Below are 16,025 nucleotides of genomic sequence, written 5' to 3' on the forward strand. Positions count from 1 at the left end.
ACGATGTAGGGCGCCTAAACGTAATACGGAGGAGGCATAGGGAGAAGGAAGTACCGACACTCGCCGTGTGATGCCAGCCGGCAAGTGGACACCGACTTTCCTGACCACGGCCAGGAAAGTCGCCGTCGGCGGCCACCATGCTCACCCGCGCGGGTGGTGTGGCCGCAATTAGTCGACTAACTGCGGCCGGAACAAGGCGCGTGCGTGTCATCCCGGTCCCGTGCTAACGTCGTCCCTGAGCCCCGTATGGGCCTACGCATGGAGGTAGCGGCTACTCGGCCACCAGAGACCGGCACACACCGTCTCTCCTTTCACTCATCCCCGCGTCGTGGGATGACGCCTCCATGTGGTGCGCCCGAAAACCGGGCGTATGTGTGCTCCTCCGGTGACGGTTCCGCGCCCTCCTGTCGACAACGCATCGATGGGAAAGGAACGCAGTGACCTTCAACGACCAGGTGATCGAAGAATTCAGGCAGGGCAAAGACGGCATGATGGGCAGGGAACTGATCCTGCTCACCACCACCGGCGCCAAGACCGGCAAGCGGCGGACGATTCCGTTGGGGTATCTCGAAATCGACGGCAAGACCGTCGTCGTCGCTTCGAACATGGGAGCGCCGGCGCATCCGGGCTGGTTCCACAACATCCGGCGTGACCATCGGGTTTCGGTCGAGACGGAGACCGGGACTTATGAGGCCATCGCGTCCATCCCGCCCGCCGCGGAGCGTGCCGCGTTGTTCGCGAAGGTCGTCGCCGAGGAGCCGGGATTCGCCGAATACCAGGCGAAAACGACGCGCGAGCTGCCTGTCGTGATCCTGCACCGGATCGACGACCGGGTGCGCGGGTTGGGCAGCTTCCTGGTGGAGGTTCACGATTGGCTGCGGGACGAGCTCAGGACGTTGCGCGCCGGGGTGGAGGACATCGTGGCCGGCCGCGCGGACGCGCTCGTCATGGAGAAATCCTTGAAGGCGCACTGTGTTTCGTTCTGCGAGGCGCTGACCAAACATCATACCGGCGAGGACATGGGCGCGTTTCCCCTGCTGGCGCAACGGTTTCCCGCGCTCGCGCCGGTGTTGACGGAGCTCGGGGAAGACCACGTCGTCGTCGCGGCGGCGCAGAAGCGGATCCGGGCGCTGGTGGAGGGCTACGTACACGGCGAGAGCGATCCTGTGCGCTTGCGTGACGAGTTCGACGCGCTCGCGGGGAGGCTCGAAGCACATTTCGCCTACGAAGAGCGAAGCGTCGTGGCCGCGCTCAATGTGACGACGGCCGGCTGATCGGGGTGGACGCCCTGGGGTTTCGGCCCCGGGGCGTGTACCGTGGGAGGTGGCGCCGCCCTCGGCGTGACGCCGCGAGGCGGGTGGAATCAGCCCCTGGCCTCGCCGAAGACCGCGAAACAGCGGTCCCCCTCGAAAGGTTTCACAGTCAAAACTCACAGCACCGACAGTGCGCTGTTCAGCCACCCGCTCGACACCCAGGTCGAGCGGCACGACCCGGCGACTCCTCAAGGGGAGCGATACGTGGATCTTTTTCGCGAACCTTCTTATCCCGCACCGGAACCTTCGGCCGACGCCGTTCGTTGACCGGAGTAGACCAACGTTTTGGGTGTCGTGTTGTCCAAGCACGCTCGCGCAGAATTCGTCGCGGGCGTCGCTTTCTCTGCGCCGCGCCGTGACATCGGCTGACACAGCCGGTACAAGTCCTGGCCATCGACAAGAAGCGACGATATGACTTCAGTTCTAAGAAACCCGGACAGCGTGGAGCGGCGGGCGTCACAGCCCCTGTTGTCCGGGGAGCAGACCAACACCGAAAACTTTCTCGTGAAGCTGTTCGCGGTGGTGCCCCTGGTGGCGCTGGCCGCGTCCGTCCCGTTCGCGTGGGGCTGGGGCCTGGGCTGGGTGGACCTCGGCCTGGCCGCCGGGTTCTACTTCCTCACCGGCCTCGGCGTGACCATCGGTTTCCACCGCTACTTCACCCACGGCGCCTTCAAGGCCAACCGCGGCCTGCGGATCGCTCTCGCGGTCGCGGGCAGTATGGCGATGCAGGGCCCGGTCATCGGCTGGGTGGCCGACCACCGGCGGCATCACGCCTTCGCCGACCGCGAGGGTGACCCGCACTCCCCATGGCGGTTCGGCACCACCCCGGCCGCGCTGGCCCGCGGCTTCTGGCACGCCCACATGGGCTGGCTGTTCGACCGGGAGAAGACCAACGCGCAGCGGTTCGCCCCGGACCTGCTCGCCGACCGTGACATCGCCCGGATCGATCGCCTGTTCCCGCTGCTGACCGTGGTGACGTTGCTCGCGCCCGCCGTTCTCGGCGGCGTGATCACGATGTCGTGGTGGGGCGCGGTCACGGCGTTCTTCTGGGCGAGCCTGGTCCGGGTGGCGTTGTTGCATCACGTCACCTGGTCGGTGAACTCGTTGTGTCACATGATCGGTGATCGTCCGTTCGCCGCGCGGGACAAGTCCGCGAACTTCTGGCCGCTGGCCATCGCCTCGATGGGCGAGTCCTGGCACAACTCCCACCACGCCGACCCGACCGGTGCCCGGCACGGTGTCCGCCGCGGGCAGCTCGACATCTCCGCGCGGCTGATCTGGTTGTTCGAGAAAGCGGGCTGGGCGACCGACGTCCGCTGGCCGAAAGCCGACCGGCTCAGCCGCAAACTCAACCCCGGCCACTCGTTGTCGATGCGCCGCCGGGCGCAGCGGGCCTGATCCTCAGCGGATCGCGCCCGCGATGGCGTCGATCAGCTCCGGCCCGTCGGAAAACGCCGGGTCGTTGTGATCCGCGTCGGGGACTTCGATCGTCCTGGCACCGGCGGCCTGGGCCACCTCACGGCTCTGCTGGGCAGGGACGATCGAGTCTGCGGAGCCGAACACGACGGTCACGGGCGCCTTCACCCGGGTGACGGCGTCCTTCGTCGGATACTCGTCCCGCAGCAGCCAGCGGACCGGCAGGAACGGGTAGTGCCGTTGCCCGACCGACGCGAGGTCGACGAACGGCGAGCGCAACACGAGCGCGGACGGCGGGCGTTCGGTGGCCAATTCGGTGACGACCGCCGAGCCGAGGCTCTCGCCGAAGTAGATCAGCGGCGTTCCGGCCTCGCGTACCAGGAAGTCCTGTGCGGCGCGGACGTCCAGCGCGAGCCCCTCCTCGGACGGTTCGCCGGGATTGTCCCCGTAGCCGCGATAGTCCAGGAGCAGCACCGAGAGCCCGCGCGCGGTCAGCGCGCGGGCCAGCGGCGTGCGGAACGACCGGTTCCCGGCGTTGCCCGGCGCGACCAGGACGGCCGCCTTCGCGCCGGCGACCGGGAAGTACCAGCTCGCCAGGCTCAGCCCGTCCGAGGTGGTGAGCGTGACGTCCCTGCCGCCGGGCAAGACCGCGGCCGCACCAGGCACCGGACCCGCCTCGGGGAGGTAGATCAGCTTGCGCTGGAAGGCGAACACGCCACCGAAGACCACACCGACGAGGGTGACGGCCACCGCCAGCGCGATCAACACCTTCTTGCGCTTTTTCAAGACTTCGCCAGGGGAAGGCCGAACCTCGTGAACAGATCCGCGTCGAGGAACGAGGTGATGTCGCGGATCCGATCGTCGCGGAGGGACAGCACGGTGATCGACCAAGGGTGGTGGACGGCGTCCGCCGCTTCGCCGAGGTAGCAGGCGACGGCGGGCTGCCCGTTGGCGGTGACGATCTCGGTGCGCCAGCTCGGGCACCGGCCGAGCGGGACCTCGGCGGCGAAGCCGGAGACCGCCTCGATGCCGCTGTACCACTGCGCGAGCGGCGGCATGGACCAGGTGACGTCCTCCGCCAGCAGCGCCACGAGCGCGTCGGCGTCGCCACGCTCCAGCGCGGAGGCGAAGCCCGCGGCGATCTCACGCGTCCGGCTGTCTTCGGGCCGGCCGCCGGTTGGCGGGACCTTTTCGGCCACGATCGCCCGCGCGCGTTGCAGCGCGCTGTTCACCGCCGCGACCGAAGTGTCCATTGTGGACGCGATCTCGGCGGCGGAGAAACCGAGGACGTCGAAGAGCACGAGCGCGGCCCGCTGGTTGCCCGGCAGATGCTGCAGCGCGGCGACGAACGCCAGCTCGATGGCCTCGCGCCGCTCGTACCGGGTCTCAGGGCCGTCGGGATACGGGCCGAGCCACGCCACCTCGGTGAGCGGGGTCTGTTCGAGCACGACGCGCTCACTCGACGGGCCGAGGTCCATCGGCAGCGCCCGCTTCCCGCGCGCCGCCGCGATGTCGAGGCACGTGCGGGTGGCGATGGTGTAGAGCCAGGTGCGCATCGAGCTCCGGCCCTCGAACCGGTCCATCCCCCGCCAGGCCCGCAGAAGCGCGTCCTGCAAAGCGTCGTCGGCGTCGTGGGCCGAGCCGAGCAGGCGATAGCAGTGGGCGTGCAGCTCGCGGCGCAGCGGCTCGACCAGGCGATCGAACTCCGCTTCGTCGGTGCGCACGACGGCTACTTGGCGCGAAGCGCGGTGACGGCGGGGGTGAACATCGTCGTCTTGATCGCGGACAGCGTGCCGCGGTCCTTGCCCGCCAGCGGACGGACGAGATCGGCCGCGTACTCCAGCAGCGCGGGCTTCTCGGCGACGGCGTCCACGAGCCCGAGATCCCGCGCGTCGGTGCCGCCGAACCGTCGTCCGGTGGTCATCGACGCGATCGCGGCGGAGGGGGTGAGCTTGCCCTGGATCAGTGCCGCCATCCCCGGCGTGAACGGGATGTTGATATCCGCCTCGGGGAAGCAGAAGTACCCGCGGTCGGCACGCATCACCCGGAAGTCGTGCGCCATCGCCAGCATCGCCCCGGCGCCGAAGGCGTGCCCGTTGATCGCCGCGACCGTGTGCACGCCGAGGGTGAGCACGCGGGCCAGCAGTTCGTGGACGTCGGCGACGTACTGCGCGGCCTGGGCGGGGTTGCTGGTGAGCCAGTCGAGGTCGAGGCCGTTGGAGTAGAACTTCCCCGAGCCGACGGTGACCAGCACCGCCGGATCCGGATAGGCCACGACGGTGTCGAGCTGGGAATGGACGGTTTCCAGCCAGGACGGTGAGAAACGGTTCTCGTCGTCCCCGAGGTCCAGCAGGAACACCGGGGCGTCGTGGCGCAGAGTGGGCATGTCAGTCCTTCCGTGGGGGTGGGAGCTGGAGTATGGCGTGAACCGCCGCGGACAACCTGGCCCGGGCGTCTTCCGGGATCGGCTCGCCCGCGGTGAACGCGCGCCGGAACAGCGCCGTCGGCAGGTCGACGACGCAGGCCGTCAGCACTTCGACGGCCTGCGCGTCCCGCCTGGCCCAGAGCCGTTCGGCGAGCGTGACGAGGAGATCGACCAGGCGTTTGTCGAGGGCGTGGAGGTCGCCGGCGAGGTCGTCGGGGATCTGCGGGCCGAGCAGGTGCTCCTTTTTGACCGTGATGAGCAGGCGTGCCGCTTCCGGACGGCGGACGGCGAACTCCGCCGGCGCGTCCGCCGCGGCCGCGACCGCCGAAGCCGGGCCATCCGCCTGATCGGCCAGCTCGGTCTGGAGGTCGAGAAAGGCGCTCGCCGCGCGGAGCCAGACACGGGCCAGCAGCGCGCCGAGCGAGCCGAAAGCGTGGTAGATCGTCCCGTTGGACACTCCCGCGGCGGCCGCGAGGGACCGCACGGTGACGCCCCGGGCGCCGACCTCGACGACGAGCCGCTCGGCGGCGTCGAGCAGCCCGTCCAGGTCGTGCACGCGGGGCCGGGGCATGGGGCGAGGATAACAGAGCGCTTGCTCTAAAACTCGGGGAGCCCTGTGACGTGCTTCACCAGGTGTGCTGTCACGTCGGGCCGGTGGCCGGGGTCAACCCCACGAATCACCGAGAAGCCAAGGAGAAACCGAAATGACCACCGCCTATGTCATCGTCACCATCGTTGGAGCGTTCATGGCCGCGTTCTCGGCCGCTTCGATCTTCTTTCGCGCCAAGTGGGTCGTGCAGCCGCTGGCCGACTACGGCGTTCCCCGTGCCTGGTGGACTCCGCTCGGGGTCGCCAAGGCGGCGGGCGCGCTCGGCCTGATCGCCGGCCTGTGGGTGCCCGCGCTCGGCGTCGCGGCCGGGATCGGCCTGGTGCTCTACTTCACCGGTGCCGTGATCACCGTGCTCCGCGCGCACTGGCCTTCGCACGTCGCGTTCCCGCTGATGTACATGGCGCCTGTCGCCGCTTCGCTGGTGCTGGGCTTCGCGGCCTGACGTCAGGAGCCCGGGGACCACACCGCGAGTTCGGCGCCGCCGGGCTCGCGGAAGTGGAACCGGCGCCCGCCGGGGAACGAGAACGGCTCGACCGTGACGATTCCGCCCGCGGCCTCGACGGAAGCCCTCGCCCGTGCGAGGTCGTCGGTGCGGATCGTCACCAGCGGCGCGGCCGTCTGCTGCGCGGTGTCCTGCTGGAAGCCGAACGAGACCGCGCCGCCGCTCTGGACGTCGGGCCGTAGGACGTCGCCGTCCACCCGAAGGCCTTTCGAAGAACCCGCTCGAGCCCGCCGCCGAACTCGACGGGAACTCGACGAAGTCGATTTCGTACATGGGCCGCAAACTACTCCGGCCCACCGACAAAACCGCGTCAGACGCTGCGCAGCACGGAAACCACGACACCGAGCACGGTCGCGCGGTCGCCGTCGATGACGTCGTAGGCGGGGTTGCGCGGTTCGAGGTACACGTGGCCGTCGCGGCGGCGGTACACCTTGACCGTGGCCTCCTCGTCGATCATCGCGGCGACGATCTGGCCGGAGTGCGCCTCCTGCTGCTGCTTCACCACGACGATGTCGCCGTCGCAGATCGCCGCGTCGATCATCGAGTCGCCGCGCACCCGCAGGCCGAAGACGTTGCCCCGCCCGGTGAGTTCACGCGGAAGGGTCATCACGTCGTCGACGTGCTCGACGGCGGAGATCGGCGTGCCCGCGGCGATGTCACCGACGACGGGGACCGGCACGGAGTCCTCTGTGGACTCCTTCGACGCGGTGCCGTGCAGGAAGGCGCGTACGTCGATGGGGCGCGAGATCGAGCTGCTGCGGCGGAGGAAACCCTTCTCCTCCAAGGCCGCCAGATGCTTCGACACCGAGGACGTCGAGCGCAGCCCGACCGCTTCGCCGATCTCGCGCGTGCTCGGCGAGTAGCCGTACTCCACCACCCATTCGCGGATGGTCAGCAGGATCTTCTGCTGCCGCTCCGGCAGGGAAGCGGCTTCCTCGAACAGCTCAAGATCGTGGTAGGCGGTCATCAGCGGAATGGTAGTTCGTGCAGGCGGCCGCGATCGCCGCGGTGTCCCAGTAGAACGGCCGCACCTCGGTGATGCGCCCGTCCTCCACGGTGATCGTCTGCAGGATGGGGAAATCCAGCTCGCGCCCGGTCGCCCTGGCCCGGACGTGCACGTGGGTCAGGATCACCAGCGGATCGGTCTCGCTCAGGAAGCTCTGGTCCACCATGTCGAAGACGTCCCAGGTGTCGCTCATGGCGACGAAGAACCGCTCCATGCCCTCGTGGCCGCGCCAGATCCCGCCGTAGGGCAGGCCGTCCGCCTGGTGCAGCACCACATCGGGGGAGAAGAACGGGGCGAGCGGCGCGAAGGACGCCTTTCCCGGGCCGCCCGCCGCGAAGTACTCGGCTTCCGCCGCGTACATGCCTTTGAGCACGGACAGTGCGTCTGTCGTTGTCGTCACGACGCACACTGTGGTCGGCGGCGTGGCCGATCGCTGGCGGTTATCCGCCGTGGAGATCGGCCGGATGGCGGCGCGGCCGGGCCGAAAGTCCGATCCCGCGCGCGTTTCCGCGAGGTTGACTCGATCGTATGAACACGAAGATCACCGCGGCGGTACTCGCCGCCGCGACGGCCACGGTCGCCCTGTCCGGTTGCGGGCTCAAGGAAGGTCTGACCGAAAAGGCGAACGGACACGTCAAGACGGTCGGCTACGCGACCGGCGCGGAGGGCAAGCGGGACAAGGACGCCAGGCTGCCGGAGTGGGTGCCGGACGGGGCGGCGTCGGTCACGGAGGTCATCCGGACGACGGGTTCGGAGCGGCTCCTGAAGTTCACCGGCGGGACACTGCCCGCCCTCTGCGTGCCGGGAGCGGCCGCGACGCAGGCGGCCACGCTCTCCGCCCAGTGGTGGCCGCAGGGCCAGGAGAGCAGGACCGACAAGGTCTGCGGCGAATGGCATGTGCTGGTCCAGGGCGCCGACGTGTACGCCTTCAAGCCGGAGACGCTGGTGAACACGAGGTCCTGAGTCACTCCTCGGGCGTGAGCGCGTCGGCACAGGCGGCGAGGTCGTGCACCAGCCGCTCCCGTCCGGCTTCCGAAAACGGTGCGAGCATCCGGTCCTGGACCTCGCGCACGACGCCGCTCGCGGCGCGGAGCCGGGCGCGGCCGGCGGGGGTGAGCGTGCTGGGCAGGGCGCGGCCTTGCGGCGCCGTCGTCGGCCGGGTGACCAGCCCGCGGTCCTGCAGACCGCGCAGGACCAGGTTCATCGACTGCCGGGTGACGAACACGGCCCTGGCCAGTTCCGCGTTGGACAGCCCCGGCCGCTGCGAGAGCACTTCGAGACAGGAGTACTGCGGCACGGTCAGGTCGAGGGGGCGCAACGCGGTGTCCATCGCCGTCCGGAGTGCCGTCGCCGCCCGCTTCAGCAGGTAGCCCGCCGATTGGTCCAGTGGTCCGACCGTCATGTCAGCATCATGACATATTCGCGGCCTGGCGGAGCAGCGCGAGGGCCCGCTCGTCCGGCGAGCCCGCCGGGGTCGTGCACACGATCAGCGACTGGTCCGGCGAACGGGCGATCGACAACGTCTGCTGGGTCACCCGGACCGTGCCGACCACCGGATGGCGCAGTTCGTAGGACTCGGCGTCGCAGGGCCGGACGCGATGGTCGCTCCACAGCGCGACGAACTCGGGGCTCTTCATCGTCAGTTCGCCGATCAGTTCCGCGAGCAGCGGGTCGTCGGGATACCTGCCGACGGCGATCCGCAGACTGCCGACCACCGCGCGGATCTTCCGCTTCCAGTCGGCGTAAAGCTCCCGGCAGTGCGGGTCCAGGAACAGCATCCGGCTCGTGTTCGGCCGTCGTGCCGGGTCTTGCGGGGCGTGGAAGTCGAGATGCCCGCCCAGCAGGGCGTGGCCGAGCGCGTTCCACGCCAGGACGTCGGAGCGGCGGCCGAGCACGAGCGCGGGAGCGTCGACGGTGCTCAGGAGATCGCGGGTCTCGTCGTGGAGCTTCTCGGGCCGTGGACGGCGCGCCCGCGGGGTGCGGCGGGCGGCGCCGGCGAGCCGGTCGAGGTGCCCGCGTTCGTGGTCGTCGAGCCGGAGCGCGCGGGCGATGGCGTCCAGCACCTCGGCCGAGGCGCCGCGGGACATGCCCTGTTCCAGCCGCGCGTAGTAGGAGACGCTGACCCCGGCGAGCTGGGCCAGTTCCTCGCGTCGCAGGCCCGCCACCCGGCGGCGCGACCCGAAATCGCGCAGGCCGACGTCTTCCGGCCGCAGCCGCGCCCGTCGTGCCTGCAGGAAGTCGCCGAGCGGGCCAGGTCCGTCCATGGGGCCGAGTATCCGGGGCCCGGTCCGCGTCAGCCACACCCTCCCGGTGGGAGGACAAGCGGGGCGTGGTCCGCGTCCGGCCGGGTCCGCAGGCTCGGGGACATGGACGAGATCACCATCGGAGACGTCACGGTCACCCGCGTCAAGGAGTTCTACGGTTCGCTCGGCATGTCCCCGGCCGAGTTCATGCCGGACAGCCCCGACGGGGCGTGGGACGAACACCGCGGCTGGCTGGCGCCCGACTTCTGGAACCCCGAGACCAACGAGTGCCACACGGCGCTCCAGTCCTGGCTGATCCGCAGCGAAGGGCGCACGATCCTCGTCGACACCGGTGTCGGCAACCACAAGGACCGGCCGTACGCGGCGGTGTGGAACCGCCTCGACACCGCGTACCTCGACAACCTCGCGGCCGCCGGGGTGCGGCCCGAGGACGTCGACGTCGTGGTCAACACCCATCTGCACATCGACCACGTCGGCTGGAACACCCGGCTCGACGGCCGCACCTGGGTGCCGACCTTCCCGAACGCCACGTATCTGATGCCGCGGCCCGATTTCGACTTCTGGAACCCGGCCGAAGCGCACGATTCCGTGCTGGGACGCGGAAATCAGAACGTCTTCGAGGACAGTGTCGCGCCGGTCCACGAGGCGGGGCTGACCCACCTGTGGGACGGCACGTACCGGATCGACCGGAATCTGCGGCTCGATCCCGCGCCCGGTCACACGCCCGGCTCGTCCGTGCTCACCCTGGAATCGGGCGGGGAGCGGGCGTTGTTCGTGGGCGACCTCGTGCACACCGCGCTGCAGATCGTGGAGCCGGACACCAATTCGCCCTATTGCGAAGACCCGGCCGGGTCCAGGGCCACCCGGCACAGGCTGCTCGGCCGGGCCGCCGACGAGCACGCGCTCCTCTTCCCGGCGCACTTCGGCGCCCAGGGCGCGGTGCGGGTCGAGCGCCGCGGATCGAAGTTCGCGATCGCGCGGTGGGCCGCGTTCTCTCAACTCTCCTGAGGAGTTTTCGTGTACGTGCGAGCAGAAACCCCGGCCGGTGCCGTCCGCGGCGGCCGTGATTCCTTCGGTGAGCTCTACCGCGCCATCCCGTACGCGGAGGCGCCGATCGGACCCGGCCGTTTCCTCCCGCCGGCGCCGCATCCGGGCTGGTCCGGCATACGCGACGGGACACGGCCGGGGCCGACGGCACCCCAGCCGGTGCGCGACTTCGGCGGGCTCGACATGACGCCGTATTTCGGGCCCGGCTGGGTGCGCGGCGAGGAGTACCTCACCGTCGACGTCCGGACCCCGGCGGCGGACGACAGACGGCGTCCGGTCATGGTCTTCGTGCACGGCGGCGGTTTCGTCACCGGTTCGACCCGTGCCGCGCTCTACGACGGGAGGGCGTTCGCGCGCGACGGCGTCGTCCTGGTGACGGTGAACTACCGCCTCGGTGTCCCCGGTTTCCTCGATCTGGAAGGCGCCCCGCCCAACCGGGGCCTGCTCGACGTGCTCGCCGCGCTCGGCTGGGTGCGGGACACGATCGCGGTGTTCGGCGGCGATCCGGGCAACGTCACCGTGTTCGGGCAGTCCGCGGGAGCGACGCTCACCGGCGCGTTGCTCGCGACACCGGAGGCCAAGGGGCTGTTCCGCCGGGCGATCGTCCAGAGCGGCAGCGGAACCGGCGCCTTCACGCCGGAGCAAGCGGCCCGGGTCGGCCACGCGGCCGCTTCGGCGCTGGGAGTCGAGCCCACCGCGCGGGCGTTCGGCGAGATCCCGGACGAGCGGTTCCTGGAGATCCTGCCCGCGCTGGCCGGGCTCGATCTGCGGACCGAAACCGCCGCGGATCCCTTGGCCGGGCTGAGCCCGTTCAGTCTCGTCCTGCCGGTCCAACCCGCCGACGGTCCACTCGACGGAGACGTCGCGCTCCTCATCGGTACCAACACCGAGGAAGGAAACCTTTACGGCGAAAGGGATCTCGGGCGGACGCTGTTCGGCGACGGCACCGAGCGTCTGGCGCGGGCGCACGCGGCGATCTCGGCGGGGCACACCCACCGGTACTCGTTCGGCTATCGGTCGACGGCGTTGGACGGACGGCTCGGCGCCGCCCACACCGTCGAGCTGCCGTTCGTCTTCGACGTCGCCGACGAGCCGTGGCTGCACGGGGAGACCGGCCTGCTCGGTCCCGATCCGGTTCCGGAGGGTCTTGCGGCCAGGGTGCACGGTGCGTGGGTCGCGTTCGCGAGGACATGTGATCCCGGCTGGGGAGGAGACACCGTCGAGTACTTCGGCTGACAGTGCCTGCCAGACCGGTGCCAGTGTCGTGTGCGGCGTCTGCCAGCGGCCCGCGACACGCTCTGGAATGTCATTCCAGAAGCGACCGAGGGGTCACCATGAACACATCTGTCACGATCATCGGCGCCGGTCTCGGCGGGCTCACCCTGGCCAGGGTCCTGCATGTCCACGGCATCCAGGCCACGGTTTACGAGGCGGAAGCGTCCCCGACCTCGCGGCTGCAGGGCGGGATGCTCGACATCCACGACTACAACGGCCAGCTCGCGCTCGAAGCCGCCGGGCTGATGGACGAGTTCCGCGGCATCGTCCTGGAGGGCCGTCAGGCCCTGCGGGTGCTCGACATGGACGGGACCGTCCTGTTCGAACGGGGCGACGACGGCACGGGCGGCCGCCCCGAGGCGCAGCGCGGCGACCTGCGGCGGATGCTGCTCGACTCGCTCCCCGAAGGCACCGTCCACTGGGGACGCAAGGCCGTCGGCGCCCGGACGCTCGGCGACGGCCGCCACGAGGTGGCCTTCGACGACGGCACCACCGTGGTCGCCGGGCTGCTGGTCGGTGCCGACGGCGCCTGGTCACGGATCCGGCCGCTGCTCACCGAGGCCGTTCCCGAGTACTCCGGCACGTCGATCGTCGAGACCTATCTGTACGAGGCGGACACCCGGCACGTCGCCGTGACCAAGACGGTCGGCGGCGGATCGATGTTCGGGGCCGGGACCACGGAGGGCATCGGCATCAACGCCCACCGCGAACGCGGCGACACCCTGCACGCCTACGTGGAGCTCGGCAAACCGCTGGAGTGGTTCGACGCCATCGACTTCTCCGACGCCGAAGCGGCCAAGGCGCGGATCGTGGCGGAGTTCGACGGCTGGTCGCCGGAGCTCACCGCCCTCATCACCGAAAGCGACGTCGCGCCGATCCACCGTCCGGCCTTCGCCCTGCCGTTCGGGTTGCGCTGGGAGCGAGTGCCCGGCGTGACCTTGCTCGGCGACGCCGCGCATCTCGCGCTGGCGAACGGGGAAGGTGCCAACCTGGCGATGCTCGACGGCGCCGAACTCGGCAAGGCGCTCGCCGCGCGTCCCGACGACGTCGAGGCCGCTCTCGCCGAGTACGAACAGGCCATGTTCGTGCGCTGCGAAACGCCGATCAAGGAGGACTTCCTGATCGAAAGCATCTTCGGCGAGGACGTTCCCGAGCGGCTGCTCGCCATGTTCGAGGAGCGGAAGGCCTGAGTCAGGCCGTGCCGCCGGCGAGGGCCTTCAGTCCGCGGACGATCGTTTCCGCGCTGGGGGCCCGGTCCGGGGCGACGAGGTGCTGCATCATCACGCCCGCGATGAGGGCGAACTGGACGGCGCCTGCCGCGTCGGTGTCGGTGGCGGACAGGCGTCCACCGAGGACCTTCCGGGCTTCGTCCTGGGCGTCGGCGAGCCGTCCGCGCAGTTCCGGGAAGCGGATGGCCTGAGTGGCGCTCTCCAGGACGGCGGTCCACAGGTCGCGCTGCTCGGCGAAGGAGCCGACAAGGCCCTGCCAGGTGGCGGTGAGTGAAGCGCCCTCCGGCACCCGTAGGTGCTCGACCACTTCGGTGGACAGCTCGATCATGGCCTCGTTCATGAGGGCCTCTTTGGAGCCGAAGTGGTACCCGATGGAGCCGAGGTTCGCCCCCGAGGCGGCGGTGATGTCCCGCGCGGTGGTGTGCGCGTAGCCGCGTTCGATCAGGCAGCGCTTGGCCCCGTCGAGGAGGTCCTCTCGTTGTCCCATGCGGCGATCCTAGCGGGTGGCTGTGACAAGCGTCTTATACAAATGTATTATACAAATGTTCAAGACACCTCGCGGTAAGGAAACGACGATGAATCGCTACGTCCTCGGCAACTTCGCCCCGGTCACGGAGGAGATCACCGCCTTCGATCTGCCCGTCAGCGGGAAGATCCCGGACGATCTCGACGGCCGCTACCTGCGTATCGGCCCGAATCCGCTCGGCCTCGAAGACGCGTCGGCGCATGTCTGGACCCTGGGGGAAGGCATGGTCCACGGCGTGCGCCTGCGCGGCGGCCGCGCCGAGTGGTACCGCAACCGCTGGGTCCGGTCGGCCTCCGTGGCGGACCGGCTCGGGGAACCGCGGCGCGGGCAGGTCGCCGACGAGAGACTGGACTTCGCGCCGAACGTCCAGGTCGCGGGCCATGGCGGCCGCCTCTACGCGCTCATCGAAGGAGGGCTGGCGCCGTACGAGCTGACCGACGAACTCGACACCGTCGGACCCGCCTCCCTGGGCGCCACGGAACAGGGTTTCTCCGCCAACGCGCACAGCAAGTTCGACCACGCGACCGGCGAGCTGCATTCGCTGGCCTTCCGGTACGGCGCGGATTTCGTGCAGCACATCGTGATCGGCCCCGACGGTCGCAACCGGAGCGTCACCGACATCAAGGCGCCGACCCTGCCGTACATGCACGACTTCGCGCTCACCGAGCACTACGTGGTGCTCTACGAGTCCCCGATGGTCTTCGAGCCCGAACGCCTGGCGACGGGTGTGCCGTTCCGCTGGAACCGGGAACTGCCGTCACGGCTGGGGCTGCTGCCGAGGGCGGGCGGGACGGTGCGGTGGTTCGAGACCGCGCCCGTCATGGTCGGTCACACGCTGAACGCCTTCGAGGACAACGGAACCGTGGTGGTGGACGTGGTCGTGCATCCCCGGCCGGTCGACTTCGCCGACATCGGCGCCTCGAAGCCCGTGCTCGAACGCTGGACGGCGGACCTCGCGGCCGGCCGGGCCACGCGCGCCCTGCTGCACGACCGTCCCCAGGACTTCCCGCGCCTCAACGGCCGGTTCGGCGGAAAGCCTTATCGCTACGGCTATTCGGCGGCGGCCGAGCTGTACGCCACCCCGAGCGCCACGGAACCGGATCGCCCCGACGAGGGTTTCAGCAGTGCTCTCCTCAAACACGATCTCCTGACCGGTGTCACCGAAGCCCACGAGTTCGGCCGCGACGCGAGCGCTGGGGAGACCGTCTTCGTCCCGTCGGCCAGGGCCGCGGCGGAGGACGACGGTTACAACCTGGTGTACGTCCACGACCGCGACCGGGGCGCGGCGGATCTGGTGATCCTCGCGGCGCAGGACTTCACCGGCGAGCCGCTGGCTCGGGTCCATCTGCCCGCCCGTGTCCCACTGGGACTGCACGGCAGCTGGATTCCCGCCGCCTGACTCCGGCGTTTGGCTAATCTGGGCCCATGCTGACCGGTGCGCGCGAGGTCGAGGTGTTCGAGGCGGCCCGTGGCCGGTTGGAGGCGATCGCGTACCGCCTGCTGGGGTCGGCGAGCGACGCCGAGGACGCGGTGCAGGACACGTTCCTGCGCTGGCAGTCCGCCGATCGCGAGTACGTCGAGACACCCGAGGCGTGGCTGACGAAGGTGCTCACCAACCTCTGCCTCAACCGGCTCACCTCGGCGCGCGCCCGGCGGGAAACCTATGTGGGCCAATGGCTTCCCGAGCCGGTCTTCGCGGGGGACCGGATGCTCGGCCCGTCCGACACCGTCGAGCAGCGCGAATCGGTCTCCATCGCGATGCTCACGCTGATGGAGCGGCTCTCGGCGAAGGAACGCGTCGTGTACGTGCTGCGCGAGGCGTTCGGGTATTCGCACGCCGAGATCGCCGAGGTCCTCGACGTCACCGAGTCGAACTGCCAGCAGATCCACCGGCGGGCCAAGCAGCACCTGGCCGCCGACCGGCGCCGGGTGGAGGTCGACGCGGCCGCGGCCCGCAAGATCGTCGAGGAGTTCCTCGCCGCGGCGCTCAGCGGCCGGACCGACGCGCTGGTGCGGATGCTGGCCGACGACGCGATCAGTGTGGGCGACGGCGGCGGCGTGCTCTTCTCGCTGCCGCGGCCGATCACCGGCGCGGTCCGGGTGGCGAGGTTCCTGCGCGGCCTCTTCAAGCCGAGCGCGGCCAAGTGGTCGTTGATCGGCGGCAAACCCGAGCTGTTCTCCACCATCGCCAACGGCGTGCCGGCGCTGGTGCTGATGGTGGAGGACAAGCTCGTCGGCGTCGTCTCCCTGGAGGTCACCGCCGACGGCATCGCGGCGGTCCATGCCCAGGTCAACCCGGCCAAACTGGACCGGGCGGCGGGTCAGTGGGCCGCGTCCGGACAGGGGGAGCCCCTCACCGTCGACTGGTGACTCGGATCACAGTCCGTCCCTGTCAGGTTTCGTGCCGCTGTC

19 protein-coding genes are annotated in these 16,025 nt (G+C 69.9%); 9 read left to right on the forward strand and 10 right to left on the reverse strand.

Annotation, left to right across the window (positions count from 1 at the left end):
- Window positions 1-488 precede the first annotated feature (488 nt).
- Both MJQ72_RS17960 and MJQ72_RS17965 read left to right on the forward strand, forming a co-directional pair.
- Window positions 489-1,274, forward strand: a complete 786-nt coding sequence (locus MJQ72_RS17960; protein WP_240601356.1) for a nitroreductase/quinone reductase family protein — start codon at window positions 489-491, stop codon at window positions 1,272-1,274.
- A gap of 450 nt (window positions 1,275-1,724) precedes the next feature.
- The gene (locus tag MJQ72_RS17965; protein WP_240600448.1) at window positions 1,725-2,711 is read left to right on the forward strand and encodes an acyl-CoA desaturase; all 987 of its coding nucleotides are present in this window, start codon (window positions 1,725-1,727) and stop codon (window positions 2,709-2,711) included.
- Window positions 2,712-2,714: 3 nt separating this feature from the next.
- On the opposite strand, the gene MJQ72_RS17970 is transcribed toward MJQ72_RS17965, so the two are convergent.
- The 4 genes from MJQ72_RS17970 to MJQ72_RS17985 are packed head-to-tail and all read right to left on the reverse strand — an operon-like array spanning window position 2,715 to window position 5,725.
- The gene (locus tag MJQ72_RS17970; RefSeq protein WP_240600450.1) at window positions 2,715-3,515 is read right to left on the reverse strand and encodes an alpha/beta hydrolase; all 801 of its coding nucleotides are present in this window, start codon (window positions 3,513-3,515) and stop codon (window positions 2,715-2,717) included.
- The gene (locus MJQ72_RS17975; RefSeq protein ID WP_240600451.1) at window positions 3,512-4,453 is read right to left on the reverse strand and encodes a sigma-70 family RNA polymerase sigma factor; all 942 of its coding nucleotides are present in this window, start codon (window positions 4,451-4,453) and stop codon (window positions 3,512-3,514) included. The genes MJQ72_RS17970 and MJQ72_RS17975 overlap by 4 nt, the downstream gene beginning before the upstream one ends.
- A 5-nt stretch (window positions 4,454-4,458) precedes the next feature.
- Window positions 4,459-5,115, reverse strand: coding sequence for an enoyl-CoA hydratase/isomerase family protein (locus MJQ72_RS17980; protein ID WP_240600453.1), 657 nt, complete (start codon window positions 5,113-5,115; stop codon window positions 4,459-4,461).
- Window position 5,116: 1 nt separating this feature from the next.
- The gene (locus MJQ72_RS17985; RefSeq protein WP_240600455.1) at window positions 5,117-5,725 is read right to left on the reverse strand and encodes a TetR/AcrR family transcriptional regulator; all 609 of its coding nucleotides are present in this window, start codon (window positions 5,723-5,725) and stop codon (window positions 5,117-5,119) included.
- A 133-nt stretch (window positions 5,726-5,858) separates the two neighbouring features.
- Between MJQ72_RS17985 and MJQ72_RS17990 the strand changes: the two genes are divergently transcribed.
- Window positions 5,859-6,206 (forward strand): DoxX family protein, encoded by a 348-nt coding sequence (locus MJQ72_RS17990; protein ID WP_240600457.1) that lies wholly within the window; start codon window positions 5,859-5,861, stop codon window positions 6,204-6,206.
- 2 nt (window positions 6,207-6,208) lie between these two features.
- Here the strand turns inward: MJQ72_RS17990 and MJQ72_RS17995 are convergent, their stop codons facing one another.
- The 3 genes from MJQ72_RS17995 to MJQ72_RS18005 form a co-directional block, all read right to left on the reverse strand.
- Entirely contained in the window at window positions 6,209-6,463 is a 255-nt protein-coding gene (locus tag MJQ72_RS17995; RefSeq protein ID WP_240600458.1) for a VOC family protein, read from the reverse strand.
- 113 nt (window positions 6,464-6,576) lie between these two features.
- Window positions 6,577-7,233, reverse strand: a complete 657-nt coding sequence (gene lexA / locus MJQ72_RS18000) for a transcriptional repressor LexA (protein ID WP_240600460.1) — start codon at window positions 7,231-7,233, stop codon at window positions 6,577-6,579.
- Complete coding sequence (locus MJQ72_RS18005; protein WP_240600462.1) at window positions 7,211-7,672, reverse strand: nuclear transport factor 2 family protein; 462 nt, start codon at window positions 7,670-7,672, stop codon at window positions 7,211-7,213. Before MJQ72_RS18005 ends, lexA begins: the two co-directional genes overlap by 23 nt.
- 128 nt (window positions 7,673-7,800) lie before the next feature.
- Here MJQ72_RS18005 and MJQ72_RS18010 point away from each other — a divergent pair, with 128 nt between their 5' ends.
- Entirely contained in the window at window positions 7,801-8,235 is a 435-nt protein-coding gene (locus MJQ72_RS18010; RefSeq protein WP_240600463.1) for a hypothetical protein, read from the forward strand.
- Between the two features lies 1 nt (window position 8,236).
- Here MJQ72_RS18010 and MJQ72_RS18015 read toward each other — a convergent pair whose 3' ends face one another.
- Both MJQ72_RS18015 and MJQ72_RS18020 read right to left on the reverse strand, forming a co-directional pair.
- Window positions 8,237-8,674: a MarR family winged helix-turn-helix transcriptional regulator gene (locus tag MJQ72_RS18015; RefSeq protein WP_240600465.1), complete on the reverse strand. Its 438-nt coding sequence runs from the start codon at window positions 8,672-8,674 to the stop codon at window positions 8,237-8,239.
- A 7-nt stretch (window positions 8,675-8,681) separates the two neighbouring features.
- Window positions 8,682-9,536 carry a helix-turn-helix domain-containing protein gene (locus MJQ72_RS18020; protein ID WP_240600466.1) on the reverse strand — a complete coding sequence of 285 codons (855 nt, stop codon included), beginning with the start codon at window positions 9,534-9,536 and terminating at the stop codon, window positions 8,682-8,684.
- A gap of 102 nt (window positions 9,537-9,638) precedes the next feature.
- Between MJQ72_RS18020 and MJQ72_RS18025 the strand changes: the two genes are divergently transcribed.
- The 3 genes from MJQ72_RS18025 to MJQ72_RS18035 all read left to right on the forward strand — a co-directional run bounded on the left by MJQ72_RS18025 (window position 9,639) and on the right by MJQ72_RS18035 (window position 13,048).
- On the forward strand, window positions 9,639-10,544 hold the full coding sequence (locus MJQ72_RS18025) for an MBL fold metallo-hydrolase (RefSeq protein WP_240600468.1): 906 nt from the start codon (window positions 9,639-9,641) through the stop codon (window positions 10,542-10,544).
- Window positions 10,545-10,553: 9 nt separating this feature from the next.
- Window positions 10,554-11,819, forward strand: coding sequence for a carboxylesterase/lipase family protein (locus MJQ72_RS18030; RefSeq protein WP_240600469.1), 1,266 nt, complete (start codon window positions 10,554-10,556; stop codon window positions 11,817-11,819).
- 98 nt (window positions 11,820-11,917) lie between these two features.
- Complete coding sequence (locus MJQ72_RS18035; protein WP_240600471.1) at window positions 11,918-13,048, forward strand: NAD(P)/FAD-dependent oxidoreductase; 1,131 nt, start codon at window positions 11,918-11,920, stop codon at window positions 13,046-13,048.
- A gap of 1 nt (window position 13,049) precedes the next feature.
- On the opposite strand, the gene MJQ72_RS18040 is transcribed toward MJQ72_RS18035, so the two are convergent.
- A complete protein-coding gene (locus MJQ72_RS18040; RefSeq protein ID WP_240600472.1) occupies window positions 13,050-13,574 on the reverse strand; it encodes a TetR/AcrR family transcriptional regulator in 525 nt (174 codons plus the stop codon).
- Between the two features lie 88 nt (window positions 13,575-13,662).
- Between MJQ72_RS18040 and MJQ72_RS18045 the strand changes: the two genes are divergently transcribed.
- On the forward strand, window positions 13,663-15,012 hold the full coding sequence (locus tag MJQ72_RS18045) for a carotenoid oxygenase family protein (RefSeq protein WP_240600474.1): 1,350 nt from the start codon (window positions 13,663-13,665) through the stop codon (window positions 15,010-15,012).
- Window positions 15,013-15,038: 26 nt separating this feature from the next.
- Window positions 15,039-15,983, forward strand: a complete 945-nt coding sequence (locus MJQ72_RS18050; RefSeq protein WP_240600475.1) for an RNA polymerase sigma-70 factor — start codon at window positions 15,039-15,041, stop codon at window positions 15,981-15,983.
- Window positions 15,984-16,025: the final 42 nt, after the last annotated feature.

The sequence above is a fragment of the Amycolatopsis sp. EV170708-02-1 genome, assembly GCF_022479115.1.
Lineage (GTDB): Bacteria > Actinomycetota > Actinomycetes > Mycobacteriales > Pseudonocardiaceae > Amycolatopsis.